Source organism: Nitratireductor basaltis, assembly GCF_000733725.1.
GTDB classification, from domain to species: domain Bacteria; phylum Pseudomonadota; class Alphaproteobacteria; order Rhizobiales; family Rhizobiaceae; genus Chelativorans; species Chelativorans basaltis.
In genome coordinates this window covers 405967-423535 of the sequence record NZ_JMQM01000001.1, presented here as the reverse complement: position 1 = coordinate 423535, position 17569 = coordinate 405967, and the positions used below count along the sequence as shown (strand labels likewise).

Annotated in this window: 19 protein-coding genes; 4 read left to right on the top strand and 15 right to left on the bottom strand. The window is 58.1% G+C overall.

Annotated elements, in window-relative coordinates; all coding sequences use genetic code 11:
• Positions 1-152 precede the first annotated feature (152 nt).
• The 5 genes from EL18_RS01965 to EL18_RS01945 form a co-directional block, all read right to left on the bottom strand.
• Positions 153-1433: a TRAP transporter large permease gene (locus EL18_RS01965; RefSeq protein ID WP_036479226.1), complete on the bottom strand. Its 1281-nt coding sequence runs from the start codon at positions 1431-1433 to the stop codon at positions 153-155.
• A gap of 4 nt (positions 1434-1437) precedes the next feature.
• Positions 1438-1980, bottom strand: a complete 543-nt coding sequence (locus EL18_RS01960) for a TRAP transporter small permease (protein ID WP_244444500.1) — start codon at positions 1978-1980, stop codon at positions 1438-1440.
• Positions 1981-1993: 13 nt separating this feature from the next.
• A complete protein-coding gene (locus EL18_RS01955) occupies positions 1994-2983 on the bottom strand; it encodes a C4-dicarboxylate TRAP transporter substrate-binding protein (RefSeq protein ID WP_200875484.1) in 990 nt (329 codons plus the stop codon).
• A gap of 93 nt (positions 2984-3076) precedes the next feature.
• Positions 3077-4168: an Ldh family oxidoreductase gene (locus tag EL18_RS01950; RefSeq protein ID WP_051913673.1), complete on the bottom strand. Its 1092-nt coding sequence runs from the start codon at positions 4166-4168 to the stop codon at positions 3077-3079.
• Positions 4169-4173: 5 nt separating this feature from the next.
• Positions 4174-4917: an SDR family oxidoreductase gene (locus tag EL18_RS01945; RefSeq protein WP_152552936.1), complete on the bottom strand. Its 744-nt coding sequence runs from the start codon at positions 4915-4917 to the stop codon at positions 4174-4176.
• Between the two features lie 132 nt (positions 4918-5049).
• Between EL18_RS01945 and EL18_RS01940 the strand changes: the two genes are divergently transcribed.
• The 3 genes from EL18_RS01940 (at position 5050) to EL18_RS01930 (ending at position 8081) form a co-directional block, all read left to right on the top strand.
• Entirely contained in the window at positions 5050-5817 is a 768-nt protein-coding gene (locus tag EL18_RS01940) for an SDR family NAD(P)-dependent oxidoreductase (protein WP_036479218.1), read from the top strand.
• 39 nt (positions 5818-5856) lie between these two features.
• Positions 5857-6882: a GntR family transcriptional regulator gene (locus EL18_RS01935; RefSeq protein ID WP_280113653.1), complete on the top strand. Its 1026-nt coding sequence runs from the start codon at positions 5857-5859 to the stop codon at positions 6880-6882.
• A 278-nt stretch (positions 6883-7160) separates the two neighbouring features.
• Positions 7161-8081 (top strand): transglutaminase-like domain-containing protein, encoded by a 921-nt coding sequence (locus EL18_RS01930; protein WP_081871062.1) that lies wholly within the window; start codon positions 7161-7163, stop codon positions 8079-8081.
• A gap of 14 nt (positions 8082-8095) precedes the next feature.
• Here EL18_RS01930 and EL18_RS01925 read toward each other — a convergent pair whose 3' ends face one another.
• The 4 genes from EL18_RS01925 to EL18_RS01910 form a co-directional block, all read right to left on the bottom strand.
• A complete protein-coding gene (locus tag EL18_RS01925; protein ID WP_036479216.1) occupies positions 8096-9103 on the bottom strand; it encodes a zinc-binding metallopeptidase family protein in 1008 nt (335 codons plus the stop codon).
• Positions 9104-9167: 64 nt separating this feature from the next.
• Entirely contained in the window at positions 9168-9662 is a 495-nt protein-coding gene (locus tag EL18_RS01920; RefSeq protein WP_152553008.1) for a VOC family protein, read from the bottom strand.
• A 41-nt stretch (positions 9663-9703) separates the two neighbouring features.
• Positions 9704-10378, bottom strand: a complete 675-nt coding sequence (locus tag EL18_RS01915; RefSeq protein WP_036479211.1) for a glutathione S-transferase family protein — start codon at positions 10376-10378, stop codon at positions 9704-9706.
• Positions 10375-10737, bottom strand: a complete 363-nt coding sequence (locus EL18_RS01910; RefSeq protein ID WP_036479209.1) for a DUF1428 domain-containing protein — start codon at positions 10735-10737, stop codon at positions 10375-10377. The genes EL18_RS01915 and EL18_RS01910 overlap by 4 nt, the downstream gene beginning before the upstream one ends.
• A gap of 96 nt (positions 10738-10833) precedes the next feature.
• Between EL18_RS01910 and EL18_RS01905 the strand changes: the two genes are divergently transcribed.
• The gene (locus EL18_RS01905; RefSeq protein WP_036479207.1) at positions 10834-11487 is read left to right on the top strand and encodes a winged helix-turn-helix transcriptional regulator; all 654 of its coding nucleotides are present in this window, start codon (positions 10834-10836) and stop codon (positions 11485-11487) included.
• A gap of 307 nt (positions 11488-11794) precedes the next feature.
• Here the strand turns inward: EL18_RS01905 and EL18_RS01900 are convergent, their stop codons facing one another.
• From EL18_RS01900 to EL18_RS01875, 6 genes are read right to left on the bottom strand one after another with little or no spacing between them, the layout of a single operon-like run.
• Positions 11795-12820 (bottom strand): ABC transporter ATP-binding protein, encoded by a 1026-nt coding sequence (locus tag EL18_RS01900; protein ID WP_036479205.1) that lies wholly within the window; start codon positions 12818-12820, stop codon positions 11795-11797.
• 34 nt (positions 12821-12854) lie between these two features.
• Positions 12855-13697 (bottom strand): carbohydrate ABC transporter permease, encoded by an 843-nt coding sequence (locus tag EL18_RS01895; RefSeq protein ID WP_036479203.1) that lies wholly within the window; start codon positions 13695-13697, stop codon positions 12855-12857.
• Positions 13694-14626, bottom strand: a complete 933-nt coding sequence (locus tag EL18_RS01890; protein WP_244444499.1) for a carbohydrate ABC transporter permease — start codon at positions 14624-14626, stop codon at positions 13694-13696. The genes EL18_RS01895 and EL18_RS01890 overlap by 4 nt, the downstream gene beginning before the upstream one ends.
• Positions 14627-14640: 14 nt before the next feature.
• Positions 14641-15879, bottom strand: coding sequence for an ABC transporter substrate-binding protein (locus EL18_RS01885; protein ID WP_036479199.1), 1239 nt, complete (start codon positions 15877-15879; stop codon positions 14641-14643).
• Between the two features lie 50 nt (positions 15880-15929).
• Positions 15930-16703, bottom strand: a complete 774-nt coding sequence (locus EL18_RS01880; protein WP_036479196.1) for an SDR family NAD(P)-dependent oxidoreductase — start codon at positions 16701-16703, stop codon at positions 15930-15932.
• The gene (locus EL18_RS01875) at positions 16696-17460 is read right to left on the bottom strand and encodes a FadR/GntR family transcriptional regulator (protein ID WP_036483729.1); all 765 of its coding nucleotides are present in this window, start codon (positions 17458-17460) and stop codon (positions 16696-16698) included. The genes EL18_RS01880 and EL18_RS01875 overlap by 8 nt, the downstream gene beginning before the upstream one ends.
• Positions 17461-17569 lie beyond the last annotated feature (109 nt).

The window sequence follows — 17569 nt, the reverse complement described above, 5'->3', positions numbered from 1 at the left end:
GCCTGCATAGCTGGTTCACTTCATGAAGCATCAACGCAAACAGATCTGCGATATGGCCGCCGACACTTGACCGGCCGGCCGTCAAGTTCGAGCGAGCCCCACAACTCAAACGGCTCCTATTGCTCAGCTGGCCGGCAGGAGGCTGACATCCCTCAACGGAACAGAAGATTGGGTATGAACAGAACCAGTTCCGGGACGAAGATCAGGAGCAGTGTTGCAAGGGCTACTGCTGTCAGCAAGGGTATCGACGAGCGCGCATACGCGCCCACCGAAACCTTCATGATTGAGCAGACAGCATACATGGCAGCGCCTACAGGCGGGGTGAAATTGCCGATCGTGGCGGCGATGATGAAGACCATCCCGAAATGGACGGGGTCGCCGTCCAGCTGACGGATCAGGGGGAGAAAGATCGGTGTCAGCATGATTATGAGCACCGTTGCGTCAATGAAGAAGCCGACCGCGATGACCAAAACTACTACCATGATCATCACAAGCTGCAGATTGTCGGTCAGACCGAGAATGGCCTGTGCAATGGTCTCTGGTACGCGCTCGAACACGATGCCATAGCTGAAGACTGCCGATAGCGCGATCAGAAACACGACGGCGCCGACATCAATGAGGCTGCCTTTCAATGCGTCACCAAAGCCTTGCACGCTGAGGCAGCGATAGATCACAAGCCCTAGGAACAAGGCGTAGACTACCGCAAAGGCACCGATCTCCGACGGAGTGAACACCCCCATCCTGAGACCGAAAAGCAGCAGGACCGGAAAAAGCAACGCCCAGATGCCACTGCGCAACGCAGCGCCTCTAGCCTTCCACGACAGGGGATACTCGCGTTCCGGCGGGTATCCGTGCCTGCGCGATACGAGCCAGACGGCCACGGAAAGTGCGAGCCACAGACACAGCGCCGGCAAGATCCCTGCTGCGAATAGACGACCGATCGAGACCTGGCCGATCGTGCCGTAAAGGATCATTCCGATCCCCGGCGGAATGATGGGAGTAAGAATTGCGCCGAAAGAGAGAACTGCTGCGGCGAATGGCCTTGGCAGGCCACGCTGCGACATCTCATCACCCAACATTCGCGCCTGCATGGCAGCGTCTGCGATGGCGGAACCTGACACGCCGCCCATTAGCGCCGAGAGTGCCAGCGAAACCTGGGCCAGGCCGCCGCTCAAGCGTCCCGTCAATACCGACGCCAGATTCAGGAGCCTCTCTGAGACGCCTGCATGGTTCATGAGATTTCCCGCCAGAATGAAAAGCGGGATCGCGAGAAGGGCAAAATTCTGGGTCTGGGAAACCGTCACCTGCACGGGAATTGTAAAAGGCAGTTCGGGGTGCTGCAGAAAGAAGAGCGCCCCTGATATGCCAATCGCGAAGGCCAGCGGCATCCCGATGAGCATGAACACGACGAAAGCTGCCGCAACGATGATCATCGCTTCAACCTTCCACGCGCGAAACGTCGACTTCGGCCGCGCCCTGACGCGCATCACCAGCGATCGACTGATAAAACTTGATGAAGGTCGTGATCATCAAGAGCCCTGCGCCAGCGGGCAGGCTCATCGTCACCCATGAGTAGCTGATCCATGGAATGCCTTGAAAACTGCGAGCGCTCGAGACAATTGCAAGTTTCGTTCCCGCATAGATGAGATAGGCAAGAAAGATCGAGATGATGATGTAATTCGCCCACTCCAGAAACTTCCGCAGATCAGGCTTCAGACGGCTGGTAAGTACGGTGACGCTCATGAACGCGCTGTTGCGCCAGGCAATATCGGCCGCAAGAAAGGTTGCCCAGGCGAAGAAGCAGGTGGCGAAATCTATGGTCCAGTTCAAGGGGTAGCGCGCCATGCGCGCCACCCCGCCAGTAAAGATCAGGATGACCATTGCGCAAAGGAAAATGGCAGCAAGAACTGCCTCGATGCGCGTAACCAGCCCCCACATCCTGGTGGCGGCACGTTCCTCGGGGTTTGTCGCATTGGTCATGCCGAAGCCCTGCTTACTGTTGCTTCATTTCCGAGCGGACCTGCTGAACCGCTTCGGTCAGACCCAACTTCTCGTAGGCAGCATCACCGGCCGCACGAAACGCGTCCATATCGACATCTTCGATGATCTGCATTCCTGCTTCCTGGACTTCCTGCTTCGCCTTCTCCGTAGCTTCGGCAATTACACGGGAGGTTTCCTGACCTGCAGTGCGACATTCCTCAACCAGAGCAGTCTGATAGTCCTCAGGCAGCTTGTTGAACCAGTCGGAGCTAACCACCTGGAAATTGGTCAGCAGAATGTGTTTCGTCTCGTTTGCGTGGTCGAGCACTTCATGAAGATTGCCCGCGGTGATGTTGGGATAGACGAGTTCAGCTCCATCAATGGCGCGCTGCTGTAGCCCAGGATAGACATCGCCAAAGGCCATTGCGACTGGCTCAGCACCCAGGGCACGGATCGACTCCTGCCAAATCGGTGCTGGGGGCGTGCGGATACGCTGACCCGATAGATCTTCGGGCGTACGGATCGGCTTGTTGGTATAGAAGTTGCGGAAACCCTGCACCCAGTCGAAGCAGACCACCTTCAGGCCATGATCGCTTGCAAGCTCATCCTGCCATTTCTGAATAGTGGGAAGATCTGCGAGCGCAAAGGCTTCCTCCATGCTGGACACGAAATAGGGTCCGTTGATGATGGCAATGCCCGGCACATAGTTGCCCAAGCGAGCCGCATCGGTATTCTGACCGATATTTGCGCCCTGTCGGATCTGCTCGATGATGTCTTCTTCAACACCGAGCTGCGCACTGTGGAACACCTCCATTTTGAGCCCACCATCAGTGCGTTCTTCAACACGCTTGGCCCAATCAAGAAAACCCTGATGGAAAGGCTCGCTTGCACCAAGCACGTGATTGAAGCGGAGCGTAAATGTTTCCTGCGCCAAAGCTGTGCCTGCCGATGCAGCACCCATGGCGAGCGCTGCGCAGGTCAACATCAAGTTCTTCATCTTCATGGTCGTTCTCCTCTCTGGCAGCCACTGCGTCGACCATGCAGTCGAACGTCCTCCCGTGGCCTTCGTCCATTTGCAGCAACCATCACGGTTGCCCTATTCCATCACCTCTGTCTGGAACGGCAATGGAAGCTCGTATTCCGCAGCAAGTCGGCGGAAAGCTTTTTCAGTGGCTGGATCGATGGGCACGCCGTGTTCCTCGCGGTACGCCTCTTCTGCCCATTCACGATCACCAGGCGCGAACAGCTTCGCACCGTCACGAACCGGTGAACTCCGCAATCCCTCGATATATCGGTGCATCGCTGCGTCGAATTCCTCCTGTTCGAGAAACGCATCCGGCCGCATGGCCATGACAAAAGCACCGACATTGCGCGGCGTCGAAAAGTCAGGCCCTCCCATCGGCAGGATTTCGTGGCTGAGCCTGCTGCCTGAGAGAACCGCGCTGAATATCTCGACCATGCCGGCGAGGCCTGCACCCTTGAAACCGAAAATGCCGCCCAACGGCGCGAGCATGGTGGCCAGATCTGGATCGGTGGTGTCCATGCCCGTTTCGGTCGAGGCGACGTTCTCGGCCAGCGGCGCGTTCAAACTGCGATGGAGCTGGATACGGTTATAGGTGATGGAACTTGTTGCCATGTCTAGAAGCCACGGCTTTTGGCCCTTTGCAGGGACGCACATCGCGATCGGGTTCGTCCCGTGGAACCTGGACGCCCCGTCATGCAATCGCACGAAACTGTCGGAGTTGCAAAACGCAAGACCGATCAGACCTTGCCTGGCAGCATGAAGTGCATAGGCACCAGCCGGGCCGAAATGAGAGCTGTTGCGGATCGAAACGGCGGCCAGTCCATGGCTCTGCGCGATTTCCACCGCATGGTCCATCGCATGATATGCAGCTCTGGCACCATGCGCATGATCGGCATCCAGATTGGCAACGACCCCAATCTGCCGCGCCAGACGCATTTTGGGACGGCAGTTCAATCGGCCTCCAGCGAACGCTTGAACGTAGTGCGGAAGCAGACGAACTCCGTGACTGTCCACCCCAAGGCGCGATCCATGCAACATGGCATCAGTTGCAGCCGCAGCCGTTGGCTCATCTGCACCAACAGAAATCAGAACGGATTTGCAGAATCCGTAAAGCCGCTCGATCCCGGCGTGTTCAAGCTGGTCATCAGTGGCTATCTTGCCCATTGTACTCAAAGGGTCTGGCCTCCGTCGATGACCAGCGTCTGTCCGGTCATGAATGCGGTTTCATCGCTTGCCAGATAGACGGCTGCTGCAGCCATCTCTTCCACTGTCCCAAGCCGCCCCATCGGCTGGCGGGCGATGAACGCATTGCGCGCGGCTTCCGCATCGCCGCTGGAGCGCATGCGATCCCCCAGAGAGGGCGAGTCGGTCGTCCCCGGACACAGCGCATTGCAACGGACACCGGTCGTTATAACTTCGCGAGCCACGCCTTTGCTCAGTCCGATCAGGGCTGCCTTGCTCGCTCCATAAGCGACGCGGCGGTTAACCCCCGAAATGCTCGAAGCCACCGAGGCGACATTGACGATGGCTCCCCTGCCTCGCTCGATCATTCCCGGCAGGACAGCCTTGATTGCGCGGAATGCGGAGGTGACGTTCACATCCAGGCTGCGCTGCCACTCTTCATCCGTGCAATTCAGAAGTGTGTCGTCATGCACCCAACCTGCGCAATTTACGAGAATGTCCAGCGCACCAGCTTCTTTGAGAGTGTTTTCGAGCGAAGCTCCATCCGTCACATCCACGCCGACCGTGGAGATGAGAGCCGATTGCTGCGGCAAGTCCTCCATCTTCTCGAGCGTGCGACTGGCAGCGATGACCTCACAGCCCTCTGCCGAAAAGGCGAGCGCAATGGCACGCCCCATCCCCTGACCCGCCCCGGTTACGAAGGCGCGTTTGCCTGACAAACGTTCTGCCACGGGTCCTCCTCCCATTTCGGAAACTATTGGCTTCCATTAAAACGTCCTATGTGTACATTAGTCATATCGCACATTGATGCGCAAGTGCCCAAAGTCCCTTTTTGTGGCACCAACGAAATTCGGGAGGACGTTATGAGCTCGGAGATGTTCAGTTTGGCAGGCAAGACAGCGCTTGTGATTGGCGGCTCGGGAGGGATCGGCCGTGAACTGGCGCTCGGCTTCAAAGCCGCGGGCGCAACATCACTGATCGCCGCACGCAGCGCCGAAAAACTGGCATCAGTTGCGAAGGAAATCTCTAATGACGACGACCGGAACAGCGCTTACCAGGTGAACGCGGCGGAGCCCGACGAACTTCTATCTCTGGCGCAAACGGTGCTGGCGGAACACACGAAGCTGGACATCCTCGTCAACTGCCAGGGGACGACAGCCATAAAACCTGCATTGGACCTGACTCCGGACGATTATGACCGTATCCTCGATACCAACCTGAAAAGCACCTACTTTGCCTGCACCGCCTTCGCCCCCGCGATGATGAAGCGTGGCAGCGGCAGCATCATCAATATTGCATCACTCTCGGCGCATAATGGCTGGTCGAAAGCCGCAGCCTACAGCGCGAGCAAATGGGGCGTGGTGGGGCTTACGAAGAGCTTCGCAGCCGAGTGGGGAGAAAGCGGCGTGCGGGTGAATGCCATTGCACCTGGCTTCTTCCTGACGGCTCTCAACCGAGATCAGATGTCTGCCGAACGTAAACTGGAAGCGGAGAAGCGCGCATCGATGAAGCGGATGGGCAGATTGCAGGAGCTGGTGGGTGCCGCTATCTTCCTCGCCTCGCCCGCCTCGGAATTTGTTTCAGGCGCTGTGCTAAATGTGGATGGCGGCTATCTGGCCTCCGGAATCTAGGGTGTTGGAAAACTGGGCAAGATCGCGCCTCGGAAGCATTTGATATTTTCTGCCGCTGACACACAGGCGGCAGAGAATGGACCTGCTGTTTCGGGACGTGTCGCGCCGCTCTACCTTAAAGCGTTCGAGATTCTGTCTCGACAAATTATGCGCGGTGACCTGGCCGCAGGATCTCGCATTCAGGAAACGCAGATCGCCAACCGCTTCGGCATCTCTCGTGCGCCCGCACGCCAGGCGCTCGCCCTTTTGGAAGAACGCGGCCTTGTCACAAAGCGTGAGAGCCGAGGTTACGAAGTATGCGGGCAATCTGGCAGGACACCGGCCAAGCCCGACGAAACCATGCTTGCGGAAAAGCAGATACAGCTTTCCGCCCGTTCCAGCTGGGAACGGATCTATCAGGAGGTCCAGGGTGAGATCGTCGCTCGCATCGCCTTCGGCAGCTGGCGCATCAAGGAGGTGGAGCTTGCGCGCTACCACAAGGTCAGCCGTACCGTCGCGCGCGATGTTCTGGGACGTCTGCAGCAGCGTGGTGTTGTACAAAAGGATGAGCGCTCACGTTGGTATGCTCCTGCACTCACACCTGACCATGTCGCCGAACTCTACGAGTTGCGCTGGGTGCTGGAACCGCTTGCACTGAAGAAAGCTGCGGACCTCATTCCCGCTGCGGATATTCTTGAGGCAAGGGAAAATCTTGCGGACGCGATCAATTCACCTCAGCCACCAGATGGGACAATTCTGGATCAGCTGGAAGAGGACTTGCATGTGAAGCTTCTGGGACACTGCCCGAACAAGGCACTCATCCAGACGATAACAATGCACCAGTCCCTGCTGGTGGCGCACAACTTCTTGTACCGCTTCACCCCGCGTCTTTTTGCCACCGAGCCATTCCTGCCGGAACATCAAACGATCCTGGAATGCCTGGCTCGCAGGGAATTCGACGCTGCTGCCGCCGCCCTCGAGCACCATTTGCGGGTGTCGCTGGACCGGGCGATTTCGCGCGTCGCCGATGTCACAGCCCGCTTTCAGCCAAACGCACTTCCCTATCTCGAACTGCGTCTCGACTGATCGCTGCCGCAGCACCGCCGGCCAAACCTGTATTTCGAACTGCATGATCATGAGTTCCGGCTTGCATCCGCCTCGACCGTTTTCAGACCCGACGTCGTCAGGTGCAGCCTTTGCCAACCGTTCGGGCGCGGCGGGAGACGGTCTTTTCCACGCGCAGGTACAAGCAGAACAGACTTGGATGCAGCTTGAAGATCAGGGCTATTTCTTCTTCAAACGAGGGAACACCTGACCTTGCTTGGAAGTTTCTCCCGTGAGCAAACATTCATGGGAGAGACGTCATGTTGATACGCGTTGGATATGGCATGACGATCGAGGTGGCTCAGCCCACCCATCTCTTCACCATGATGAGCGTCCACCCGGAACGCGCCAGGGATGTGAATTGGCAGAGTCCCACCGAAACGGTCCCGCCGGTGGCCAAACGCGCATTCATCGACCAGTTCGGAAACAGTTGCCTGCGCATGGTTGCACCTGCCGGTGAGTTCACCATCACCCAGGACGCTATCGTGAGCGACACGGGAGAGCCTGACCTCGTTCAGCCGGATGCGAGGGAATGGCCTCCGGAGCAATTGCCGGACGGATGCCTTCGATATCTGAAAGGCAGCCGGTACTGCGAGACGGACCGTCTGAGCCAACTGGCCTGGCGCTTGTTCGGCAACGTTACGCCCGGCTGGGCGCGCGTGCAGGCTGTGTGCGACTATGTCCATGACCGCCTCACATTCTCCTACGGCTATGCGCGGTCCACGCGTACCGCCCTGGAGGCACATCAGGAACGGCTTGGTGTCTGTCGCGACTTTGCACATCTTGCCATCACGTTCTGCCGCTGCCTGAATATTCCCGCCCGCTATGTGAACGGCTATCTTGGCGATATAGGCGTGGAGCCTGATCCCTCGCCCATGGACTTTTCTGCGTGGTTCGAGGTCTATCTCGGCGGCAGATGGTATACGTTCGATGCACGCCACAATCATCCGCGTACGGGTCGCATCGTGGTGGCCCGCGGACGTGATGCAATGGATGTTCCTCTCCTGCACACCTTCGGACTGCACACGCTCAAGGCATTTCGGGTCTGGACGGACGAGGTGGATTCCAGATCTCGCGCACGTTCAGAGCCGCCAAGGACTGCCGTCCGCAGCCGCCTTGGACCTCCGGGACGCTCACCCCTCGATCTGGGTGCACGTGAAGGGGTCAATCATCTCATCTGAAGCTCCTTCGGCGCTTATGGGCGTTGATCGACCAGCAGACCGGCGATGAAACCCAGCTTTTTCAGGACCGCCGATGGCATGACGAACGGATAAAGATCCGGCTGTCCCATTGATCGGTTGAGGGCGTTGATCGCAAGCGTGAGCGGCACCCAGTGCGCATGCATTCGCTTCACGTCTCCAAGACGGTAGGGCTCGAAATCGATCCTTGCCACGTAACCGCTCGATGCAAGCTGCAAGCCCCAGGCCCTTGCAGTCTCCAGCGTATCCACCATGTGCACGAAATGCGCGAATGTCTCTGCGAAATCTTCCCAGGGATGGGCCGTCGCATAGGCGCTGATATAGTTCCCGCTCCAATCATCAGGCGGACCCTGTTCGTGATGGCGCTTGAGCGCATCCGCGTAGTCTTCCCGCTCATCGCCAAAGACCGAACGGAATTGGTCCAGCCTGCTTCCCTCCTGCACCAGGCGATCCCAGTAATAGTGACCGATCTCATGGCGGAAATGGCCGAGAAGCGTGCGATAGGGTTCTCCCATGGCCGTGCGGCGTCGTTCCCTCTCGACATCGTCACCTTCCGCAATGTTGATTGTGATGAGGCCATTGTCATGACCGGTCAGGACGCGTTTCACGTTTCCGTCTGCATCCTCGATGTCCGACAGGAACTCGAAGGCCAGTCCGCGCCCGGGATCTTCGACCTTGGTGGGCGCAGGGAGCTGCCAGCTCAGGATCGAGTAGAAGAGATGCCGCTTGGCATTTTCGATCCGCACCCAGTTGTCATGATTTTCCGGCCGGGACAGATTGGGGATCGTGAGATTGTGACGGCAGGCAAGACAATGGTTTTGTCCTTCCTCGGCCAGCCAGTTGCAAGCACCGTGGTGGGCATTCGCACACAACCGATGCTGAACACCCAGCACGCGCATCTGAAAACCGTGCGCGTCATAGCCTTGACGGGACCCGCAGTGGACACAGATCGAGCTGTCGAAATAGACGGCCTGGCGGCATTTGCCGCATTCGAAGATACGCATGCGAAATCCCTTGCTGCTGGCCCCAGTAACGGACCACCATGCAAAGGGGTTCCTGCCTCTCAGCCTAAGTTTCGGCTTTCGAACGGTCGCCACGCAGGGCCAGTTCGATTGTTGCGATGTCGATCTTCTTCATCTCCAGCATCGCATCGAATGCGCGTTTGGCACCGGCGCCACCCGCAGCGATTGCCTCCGTCAGGATCCGCGGCGTGATCTGCCACGAAATCCCCCATCTGTCCTTGCACCATCCGCAAACGCTTTCCTCCCCGCCATTCGAGACAAGGGCATCCCAATACCGGTCGGTTTCATCCTGATCCTCCGTGGAAACCTGAAATGAAAAGGCTTCACTGTGCTTGAACGTGTCTCCTCCATTGAGCCCGAGACACGGAATGCCGAGAACGGTGAAGTCCACCGTCAGGACATCACCGGCCTTTCCGGAAGGATAGTCACTTGGGGCATGATGTACCGCACGGACCGAGCTGTCCGGGAAAATGTCGGCATAGAATTGAGCGGCGGCCTCTGCATCCTTCTCATACCAGAGGCATATCGTGTTCTTCGCAATCGCCATTTGTCCCTCCTCCAATTGTATCGTGAAATGTTTGCTCAGGCGGGTGAAGCTGTCGCGCGCGCGACATCGGCTGCCTGCCAATGCTCCATGTGGTCAGCCAGGGCTTTCCTGAAGGCCGGACGGGACGTGGCCCTGGCAACATATGCTTGGAGAGCAGGAAAGGCATCCAACGCGTCTTCTGCTGCCACGACCCGCAACACTTCCACCATCGCGATATCCGCGATGCTGAACTCCTCCACGAGCCAATCCCTGTCGGCAATCGCAGCCTGAAGAGCTTCCAGCTTGCTTTCCATGTTTCGCCTGGCATGAGCAACAACCTCGCCAGCAGGAGCAGGACCGAAAAACTCCGGGACGCGTTCGGCCATTACCATATTGGCCCAGTGCGATACGGCTATTTCGATCGTGTTCAACGCGGCGAACAGCCATTGTGTCACCAGCGCCCTTCCCTCCTTGGGAAGAAGTGCCGTTCCTTCGCCCAGATGCAGCAGGATCGCGCCACTCTCAAATAGCGTTACTCCACCATCTTCGATGACCGGAACCTGTGCAAAGGGCTGCAGTTCGCGGTGTCTCTTGCTCTTGGGATGGAGGGGAAACGTGTCGACCCTGTAGGGGCGACCGACTTCTTCAAGAACCCATCGAACGCGCATGTCCCTGACAAAGCCACGGGGAAATTCGGGCAGCCAGTCATATGTGCAAACCGTCACGGTCATGACGAAACCTCCGAGTCAAAGAGCGGTTCGAAACCGGCCCAGATCATGCGACTGCCATCGAAGGGCATTTCAGACATCTGCTTCATCGCGGGATCGCTCTGCATCTTGTCCCAGGATGCGTCGGCGGTGGCCTTGTCGGGCCATTCGATCCACGAAAACACGATCGCTTCCTCCTCGCCGGCATCTACTGCGCGAGGAAAGTCCGTGACCTTTCCTTTCGGCACGTCGACACCCCAGGTCTCGACCATGCGAACCGCACCATAGGATTTGAACAGGTGCCAGGCGGCAGCAACATGTTCAGCATAAAGACGCTTGTTCCCTCTCGGAACCGCAGCGACCGCGCCCGTGTAATAGGTCATATCGCTCACTTCCTTCTTCAGTTTGTGATGCTACATCACTGTTGCAGCTTCATCGTGGCAGCATTAGTATTAAAATGCAACTGACAGTATGGAAATATGACCAAGAACAAAAAGACGATCCCGGTACGCTACAATGAAGGCTGCCTCGCTGCCCACGCGCTGAACATGATTGGCGACAGATGGGCTCTGCTTGTCGTGCGGGAATTGATGTTCTCGGCAAAGCGCTTCCAGATGATCCGAACGGGACTTCCCGGTATCACCGCCAGCGTGCTCACCTCCCGCCTGGCTCAGCTGTCCGAGGCGAAGGTGGTGCATCACGATGAGAGGTTGGGCATCTACGCGTTGACCGAAGCAGGTCGCGCACTGTTGCCTGTTCTGGAGGCGCTATGCCAATGGGCCCTGATGGTCCCAGGGCATGATCCGTCACGCTTCATCAGCCCGTCAGCACTGATGATCTCCATGCGCGCCAACCTCATTCCTGAGATGGCGAAGGGAAAGGAAGCGCTTGCAGGGTTCGACTTCAACGGCGAAGCGTTTGAAGCGCAGCTTCATTCCGGGCAGCTGCATATCAGCGCCGTAGCGGAACCAGAGGCGCCTTTCGTGCTGAATGGCAATGGTAATCAGCAGGCAGCCGCCGTCTATGGATCAACCCCGCTTTCCCAGCTGGTAGACAGAAGCGTGGTCAGCGTATCGGGTGACCTCTCAAAGGCCGTGGATTTTCTGTCCTGCTTTGCGCTGAAACGAGTCTAGCCAAGGCGCCACCTTTCAGTCCACCGCACCCATGCGCTGATGCGTCATGTGGCGCAGCTGGCCCTGCCTGTGACACTGCAGCCGAACACAGGTCCTTGGCCAGCGCGCATCAGGGCTGAAACCTTCGCCAACATTTTCGCTCAGGTCAGGCCCCGGGGACACCCCGGGACCAGACTGTTCTGGCCCGTTGCTACATTTCGCCAGAACGGACGCATCGCACCATACCGGTTCGGCTGTCCTTGCCAGACAAGTCGCTGCAGTACTCTGCAAAGACTGCCCATTCGGCTTCAATTCTCAGGTGAAGCAGTCACACCGCGCGTCCGTCATTGAACACATGAACGAGGGAAGGCTCGATCGTCAAATTGACCGCGGCGCCGATCTCTGGCACCTGCTGAGCCCGGTTGATCACCAGAACTATGGTGCCATCTTCCAGTTCGACATGCAGCAGGGTTTCGGAGCCGCTATATTCCGACGCGACGAGCTTGCCACTCAGGAGAGCATCCGCTTGGGATGAGAGTTGGAGGTGCTCGGGGCGCATGCCGAACATTGTCTGTCCGTCAATGCGCTTCCCAGCAAGTTGCAGATTGCCGCCAATGCTCGACGCCGGCAGAAGATTCATCTTCGGGCTTCCGATAAACTGAGCGACAAAGGTATTGGCGGGGTTCTCATAAAGCTCTTTGGGCGTACCCACCTGCTCCACGAGCCCATCTCTCAGAACCACGATACGATCCGCCAGCGTCATAGCCTCGATCTGATCATGGGTGACATAGATCATCGTGTTGCCCAGACGGCGGTGCAATCCTGCTATCTCCGCGCGCATATGCACCCGCAGTTCCGCATCGAGATTTGAAAGTGGCTCGTCGAACAGGAACACTTCGGGAGACGCCACGATCGCCCGTCCGATGGCGACACGCTGGCGCTGTCCGCCGGAAAGCTCACGCGGATATCTGTCGAGGAGCGCGTCGAGCTTCAATATCTCCGCGGCCTGGGCGACCTTTGCGGCACTTTCCGCCTTCGGCACCTTTCGCACCTTCAGGCCGAAGCCCATGTTTTCCCGCACCGTCAGATGCGGATAGAGTGCGTAGGACTGGAAGACCATCGCCACACCACGGCGGGACGGCGGCACTTCATTCATGCGCCTGCCGCCTATGTTGAGGTCGCCGCCCGTGACGTCCTCGAGCCCGGCGATCATTCGCAGCAGGGTCGACTTGCCGCAGCCCGACGGGCCCACGAAGACGATGAACTCGCCATCTTCGATCCTGAGGTCGATGTCTCGGATGACTTCATGCTTTCCGAAACTCTTCCGGACGCGTTCCAGTGATAAACTGGTCATGGATTGACCCTCTGAATTGAAATGGTGAAAACGATCATCCCTTGACCCCGGACATGGCGAAGCTCTCGACGATCTGGCGTTGGGCAATGAGATAGACGCCGAGGATCGGCAGCACCGCCAGACTGGTGGCTGCCAACTGCAGGTGCCACAACGGGGCGCCGTACGGGTCCGTGAAGTTGCTTAGTGCCAGTGGAAGCGTGAACATCTCGAGCGAACTGATGAAGACGAGCGGCTCAAGAAACAGGTTCCAGGAATGAAGGAAGGTGATGATGGCCACAGCCGCCAGTGCCGGCCGCGACATGGGCAGCGCGATCTTCCACCAGATACCAAGCGTGGTCAGACCATCCATACGCCCGGCTTCCTCCAGTTCCTTCGGAAGAGCCAGGAAGAACTGGCGCATCAGGAATGTTGCCACGACGCCCTGGGGACCAAACACGGGCAGAAGTACTAGAGGCACATGAGTGTCGCTGAGCCCCATCCAGCCGACCAGGAAAAAATTGGGGATGATGGTCACCTCTTCGGGCACCATCAGCGCCGAGACGAGCCCCACCATCAACAGGCCGGCACCTGCGAAACGAAGGCGCGCCAAGGCGTATCCCGCTAGGGACGAGACGATCAGGGTCAGAACCGTCACCAGCACCGCAATGTAGAGCGAGTTGAAGTACTGCCTTGCAAAAGGCTGGTACTCGAACACCTCCACGAAATTCCGCCAGTGCCAGACATCAGGCACCAGACTGGGTTGACCGAATATCTCGGAAGCCGATTTGAAACCTGACGTCACCATCCATAGGAAGGGAAACACGAAAGGCACGGACACGATTGCAAGCGAGATGACCCATAGCACCTGCTTGATTGTCTGCTGACGCTGAGCTGTCATGCTGCCCCCCTTCCGCGCATGAGCACCTGGACGATGGTCAGCGCAAGAACGATCACGAACATCACCATGGCCAGTGCAGCCGCATAGCCAATCTCGAAGAATTCGAAGGCCTGCTGGTAGATGTAGAATGCAAGGACGAGCGTGCCGTTTTCAGGTCCGCCACCGGTCATGAGATAGATATGGTCGAAGACCTTGAACGACCCGATCGTGGTTAGGATCATGATGACGAGGGTGGTCGGTGCGACCAGCGGCCAGGTCACATATTTGAAGATCTGCCATTCCGATGCGCCCTCGAGGCGGGCAGCCGCATCATAGTCGCGGGGAATGGCCTGCAAGGCAGCGATATACAGGATCATGTTGAGCCCCACCATCTTGATGACCCGGGTCACGATGACGGAGGCCATCGCCCAGTTGGGCTCACGCAGCCAGTTCGGTCCATCAATGCCGAAACTGGCCAGCATCATGTTCACGCCTCCCGCTTCACCCTGAAGCAGGAACTTCCAGACGATAGCCCATGCGACGGCAGAGGTGATGACCGGCGCGAAGAACACGGTACGGAAGAAGATCACCCCTTTTCGGGGCTTGCTGAGCGCAACGGCCAGTGCCAGCGCAAGTGCCATGTTCAGCGGCACGAGACCGAGGGCGAAGATCGCCGAGTTGCGCATGACATGCCAGAAATCGGCGTTGCGGGTCAGTGCGTCCCTGAAATTCTCAAGCCCCACGAATGTGGAGCGCTGGCTGAGCAGGTTCCATTCCGTCGTGGCATAGAAGATGACCGCCACCAATGGCCCTACAAAGAAGATCAGGAAGCCGATCGCGGTCGGGCTGACAAAGAGCCACGAAACCAGTGCCTCTCGCCGCCTGAGTGTCAGGAAGGGCACGCCATTGTAGCGTGCCCCGGCCTTGGTGGATGGAATGGATTGTTCCACTTAATCGCCCTGTCTTAGAGATTTGGCTCGATGGCAGAGCACATGGCTTCCAGCGCCTTGGTCACATCTGCGTCCGCACGCCACAAAGCATCGGAGCGCGGCTTCAAGGCCGCGAGGATCTGAGGCATGCGCTCATGCGCGGGCAGCACCGTGCCTTCATTGATGGCCGCTTTGACATTGGCCATTTGCTCGGCGGGAATGTTCGGGTTGCTGTCGGTGAAAGCGGCATCATCCAGGATCGACTTGCGTGCCGGAGGGAAGAACTGCGCCATCGTCGCAACGTTTTCCGCGTTCGTCATATGCGCGAGGAATTCGGTCGCCAGTTCCTTCTTGTCGCCTTTGGCAAAAACGACAATTCCTGCCTGACCCACGACGGGTGATTCACCGGCGGGACCCGTGGGAAGCGGAGCGATGCCCCAGTCAAAGCCTGCATCCGTCAGTCTGGAAGCGCGCGAGATCTGGTTGATAGTCATGGCAGCATCGCCAGCAAAGAAGTCGCCCTGCTCGCCCGGAGGAACGATCGTCTTGTCCTCAAAGACCATCTCGTGAAGCAGCGTTACTGCCTCGACCGCTTCCGGCTCAGCGAAACCACACCTGCCGTCTTTCCAGGCAAAGCCGCCATAGGCGCGGATCGGCGGCATTAGCGCGTGCATGATGCGCGAGTCGTAGCCCTCGCCATCCTTGAACTCAAAGCCCCATTTGTCATTGGCGGCAGAGACCTTTTGCGCGACCTCCCGAAGCTTCTCCCACGTCCATTCGCCTTTCGAAGCAAGAGCCAGGGGGTCTTCGGCGCCAGCGGCATCGAACATCGTCTTGTTGTAATAGAGCATGAATGGCGAGGTGGAGAACGGAATGCCATAGACAGAGTCACCATTTACCCACAGCCCCATAGCTTCGGTAGCGAAATCCGCGTAGTCGTATCCATCCTTCGCGCGCAGCGCAGTACCGATATCTTCCAGCATGCCCGCATCTACGAAGGCAGGCGCGGGTTCTTCACCCAACCACCCCAGATCCGGCGCGTTTCCGCCGGCAAGCTGGAACGTCAGCTTCTGAACATAGTCGGCGGCAGGGATCGTCTCGAATGTCACTGTGACATCGGGATGCGTCTCCTTGAAGCCCTCGGCAATCGCGTTCAGCATCGACAGATGCGCTTCGTTGCCCGTCCAGACCGTAAAACGAAGGTCTTCCGCCATAGCGGAAGAGCTCATCAGCAGGGCCACTACGAGCCCTGAAGTCCTCAAAACTGTCTTCATTTTTCTTCCTCCCGTTTATTCTCAAGCCCCGATCGGGGTTGCAGTGAAATTCACCTTGGCGCGTCGCCCATGCTCCAACCGCCATCGACCATGATGTTCGTGCCGGTGATGTAGCTTGCCCCCTCGGAGCACAGCATGAGTACCGGTGCCACGACGTCTTCGGGCGTACCCGGTCTGGCTGCAGGTATTCTTGCGGATACGGCCTTCACGAAGGCGGGATCGGCATAGCGATCTGCGTTGCGCTCTGTCCTGATCGCTCCTGGCGAGACGACATTGATGGTGACACCATCAGCCGCAACATCGCGCGCGATAGCCCGAACCGCAGTAAGTTGCGCGGATTTCAGTGCCGCATAGGCAACAGTTTCAGATCTGGGCCTGGAAGCCATAATGCTCCCGATACAGACCACCCTGCCCCAGTGCTGCTCGACCATATGGGGCACGCCATGCTGAAGCAGCTTGATGAGCGATATGAAGTTTGCCTGCACATGATCTGCGATCACTGCTTCCGATAATTCGCTCCATTCTCCACGTCGCTCGATGGCAGCATTGGCGATGAGAATGTCGATTGCGCCGTGATTTTCCGCAATACCGCCCCAGAGTCTGCCGATCTCACCACTTTGGGTGAAGTCTGCACTCACGACATGCGCGATTGCGCCAAGTCTTCGGATGTCTTCTGCGGTGGCCTGCGCACCCTCTTCGTTGGCGTGATGATGAATGACGACATCAGCACCCTCGGCCGCCAGACCGAGCGCGATGGAACGTCCGATACCGGTATCCCCACCGGTGACGAGCGCCCGGCGACCGGAAAACCGACCGTCACCCATGGCTGTTCTCGCCAAGAATATCCGCCACTTCCAGCGAGGCGATATCGGCGGCCGCGTAGTGGTCACGAATGGCCACCGCCACCGCTTCCTCGTCACCTTCCACAATTGCCTTCAAGACCGCTTCATGCCGCTCGATCGTCTTTTCCCAATCAGCCGCAGAGCGATTTGATCTGCGCGTGAACAGTTCGGACACCTCACGCTGGATGGAGCCTAGCCCTTCCATCTGGACGACGATCATCGAATTCCCCGTTGCGCGGGCCATACCAAGGTGAAACTCGATGTCACACTCGGTGAAGCGGTGCGGATGCAGCATGGTCGAACGCATCTTCGAAGTTGCCGCGCGCATTTGCTCCAGGCCTTCATCATTGCGTCTCTGGGCGGCCAGTTGAGCGATCCCGGTCTCCACGACCCGGCGCATCTCGTTTGCTTCCTGCAAACGCGTGAGACTGGAACGCACGGCGAAACCGTAGAAGCGCTCGAGCGGCTCGCCATTGAGCGCCTTTGCACGGGCAACCTTCCCCTGCTGAGTGTGAATGAGCCCAACACCGGCCAATTGCCGCAACGCTTCGCGTGCTATCGGCTTTGACACTCCGAATGTTCGCGCAATCTCGCCCTCGGAAGGCAGCGCTTCGCCAGGCGCAATACGCCCCTCAAGAAGAGCATCGGCGATCGATTGGGTCACAGTATCTGCCAGCCGCGCTGCAGGCGGCACAACATCAAACAGGGAGTGGTTCTTGTCGTCGGTTTCAGTGGGCATTTCACACCTCTCGATCTGACCGTAGCTGAACATATCCAACATAGCAACTATGTTTTTTAGTTGTTATGTGCTTCATTATTGAATACGACAAGCGGCATAGGTTGAGGAT

Bases quoted from the DNA above. Each gene is read 5' to 3' on its own strand.
- EL18_RS01900 (WP_036479205.1), bottom strand. From the start codon at position 12,820: ATGACCAGTTTATCACTGGAACGCGTCCGGAAGAGTTTCGGAAAGCAT.
- EL18_RS01930 (WP_081871062.1), top strand. From the start codon at position 7,161: ATGTTGATACGCGTTGGATATGGCATGACGATCGAGGTGGCTCAGCCC.
- EL18_RS01960 (WP_244444500.1), bottom strand. From the start codon at position 1,980: ATGACCAATGCGACAAACCCCGAGGAACGTGCCGCCACCAGGATGTGG.
- EL18_RS01905 (WP_036479207.1), top strand. From the start codon at position 10,834: ATGACCAAGAACAAAAAGACGATCCCGGTACGCTACAATGAAGGCTGC.
- EL18_RS01885 (WP_036479199.1), bottom strand. From the start codon at position 15,879: ATGAAGACAGTTTTGAGGACTTCAGGGCTCGTAGTGGCCCTGCTGATG.
- EL18_RS01955 (WP_200875484.1), bottom strand. From the start codon at position 2,983: ATGAAGATGAAGAACTTGATGTTGACCTGCGCAGCGCTCGCCATGGGT.
- EL18_RS01880 (WP_036479196.1), bottom strand. From the start codon at position 16,703: ATGGGTGACGGTCGGTTTTCCGGTCGCCGGGCGCTCGTCACCGGTGGG.
- EL18_RS01895 (WP_036479203.1), bottom strand. From the start codon at position 13,697: ATGACAGCTCAGCGTCAGCAGACAATCAAGCAGGTGCTATGGGTCATC.
- EL18_RS01925 (WP_036479216.1), bottom strand. From the start codon at position 9,103: ATGCGTATCTTCGAATGCGGCAAATGCCGCCAGGCCGTCTATTTCGAC.
- EL18_RS01965 (WP_036479226.1), bottom strand. From the start codon at position 1,433: ATGATCATCGTTGCGGCAGCTTTCGTCGTGTTCATGCTCATCGGGATG.
- EL18_RS01910 (WP_036479209.1), bottom strand. From the start codon at position 10,737: ATGACCTATTACACGGGCGCGGTCGCTGCGGTTCCGAGAGGGAACAAG.
- EL18_RS01875 (WP_036483729.1), bottom strand. From the start codon at position 17,460: ATGCCCACTGAAACCGACGACAAGAACCACTCCCTGTTTGATGTTGTG.
- EL18_RS01915 (WP_036479211.1), bottom strand. From the start codon at position 10,378: ATGACCGTGACGGTTTGCACATATGACTGGCTGCCCGAATTTCCCCGT.
- EL18_RS01950 (WP_051913673.1), bottom strand. From the start codon at position 4,168: ATGGGCAAGATAGCCACTGATGACCAGCTTGAACACGCCGGGATCGAG.
- EL18_RS01940 (WP_036479218.1), top strand. From the start codon at position 5,050: ATGAGCTCGGAGATGTTCAGTTTGGCAGGCAAGACAGCGCTTGTGATT.